General features: G+C 39.2%; 2 protein-coding genes and 1 pseudogene. All 3 read left to right on the top strand.

Annotated elements, in window-relative coordinates:
- A pseudogene (locus CALSC_RS26805) lies at positions 1–189 on the top strand (hypothetical protein); the annotation flags it as partial.
- A 301-nt stretch (positions 190–490) separates the two neighbouring features.
- The gene (gene def, locus CALSC_RS24755; RefSeq protein WP_088243867.1) at positions 491–1,054 is read left to right on the top strand and encodes a peptide deformylase; all 564 of its coding nucleotides are present in this window, start codon (positions 491–493) and stop codon (positions 1,052–1,054) included.
- Between the two features lie 23 nt (positions 1,055–1,077).
- Positions 1,078–1,275, top strand: a complete 198-nt coding sequence (locus CALSC_RS24750; protein ID WP_088243868.1) for a hypothetical protein — start codon at positions 1,078–1,080, stop codon at positions 1,273–1,275.
- Positions 1,276–1,615 lie beyond the last annotated feature (340 nt).

The following is a 1,615-nucleotide window of genomic DNA, read 5'->3' as shown; positions in this document are numbered from 1 at the left end:
GTAGGCGCGCCAGCTGATGCAAGTCCATGGATAGATGGAGGTAATCCTCAACGTTCCCCTCTCAGGGGTGGTTCTTGGCTAGTTAATCCCATATTTTGTCGTTCAGTCTATCGCTTCCAATTTATGCTGGGACGAAATTATATTAACTTCAGTATTGGATTTCGGGTGGTGTGCGCTCTAGAAATGTAATTATAGCGCTACGTGCAAGTAATAATTAATAACTAATAAGTAATAACTAATAAGTAATAAGTTTACTGTTCATAGGCTTGAGCCTTCAACAATATCTTAACTGTATGTGTGTAATGCTATATTTATCGCTTATTTCCAGGGATGTAACTAGTACTCAAAGGTAGTCAAAAGTACTATTTATTATATAGCTCTGACCTTTGATAAATGATTGCTTTATTTCTGCCACGACGTACTAGAATTGTTAAGATTAAAAAACTAGAACCGTATTAAGACCTAGCCCGCAACCAAGAGTTAAAGGATTATGCCTGCACAAATTGTTGTTGAGAAGAAAAAATTAAAAAATCCACCCTTAGAATTACATTATTTGGGCGATCGCGTCCTCCGTCAACCAGCAAAGCGAATAGCGAAGGTAGATGATGATATTCGCAAAATAGTACGCGAAATGCTGCAAACCATGTACAGTAAGGATGGAATTGGTCTAGCTGCGCCACAAGTCGGTATTCATAAGCAACTAATTGTAATTGATTGTGAGCCAGATAACCCTGCTAACCCTCCCTTAGTGTTAATCAATCCTGTGATCAAGCAAGTAAGCAAAGAAGTATGTGCTGAACAGGAAGGGTGTTTGAGTATTCCAGGGGTTTATATGGATGTTACTCGTCCCCAAGTGGTAGAAGTTGCCTATAAGGATGAAAATGGTCGTCCCAGAACCTTAAAAGCTGGGGATTTATTGGGACGCTGTATCCAACACGAAATGGATCACTTACATGGAGTAGTGTTTGTAGATCGTATCGATAATTCCTTGGCTTTAGCACAAGAGTTATCTGAGCATGGCTTTTCCATGCAAGCTGTCAAACACATCGCTTAAGGAGAATATAATCAATGAATCCGATGACTCCTAAAAGCGGTTTATTTCTAGCTTGTTCCTGTATTACTGCGATCGCAGCTGTGGGTTCGATTTTTGAGATTACTTCTGGTCAACCAGACCTAGGTGTCCAAAAGACTGCAATAATTTTAGCACTGAGTATTCCCCTAAGCGGATTATTTTTCCTTGGGGCTGTACGGGATGCTAAAGCGAATATGAAATAAGCATCAGGTTTGAATAAAGGGAAAAGGAAAATGAATCTAGTTTTCATTTCCCCTTTTACTTTATTGGCACCAATGTCTACTAGAAAGGCCACAATTAATTTATCATCGGCTGTCAGTTAGGCAGTTTCAGCTTGTGGATGGGAAGTAGCCGATTACCCCAGTCGAAGCAAGAAGTAAACACCAAAATGACATATGTCTAGATTTATCTAGTTATAGGTAGTTTTGGGTAAGTTTTATGTAACGGAAGGTAGCGTTATGGCCCTACGGGCAAGTAATAAATAATAAGTAATAAGTTTACTGCTTATAGGTTTTGTGCTTCAATAATGTTCGCGCCTTAATT

The sequence above is a fragment of the Calothrix rhizosoleniae SC01 genome (genome assembly GCF_900185595.1).
In the GTDB taxonomy this organism is placed as follows: domain Bacteria; phylum Cyanobacteriota; class Cyanobacteriia; order Cyanobacteriales; family Nostocaceae; genus Calothrix_A; species Calothrix_A rhizosoleniae.
This window is presented reverse-complemented; position numbering and strand designations above follow the sequence as displayed.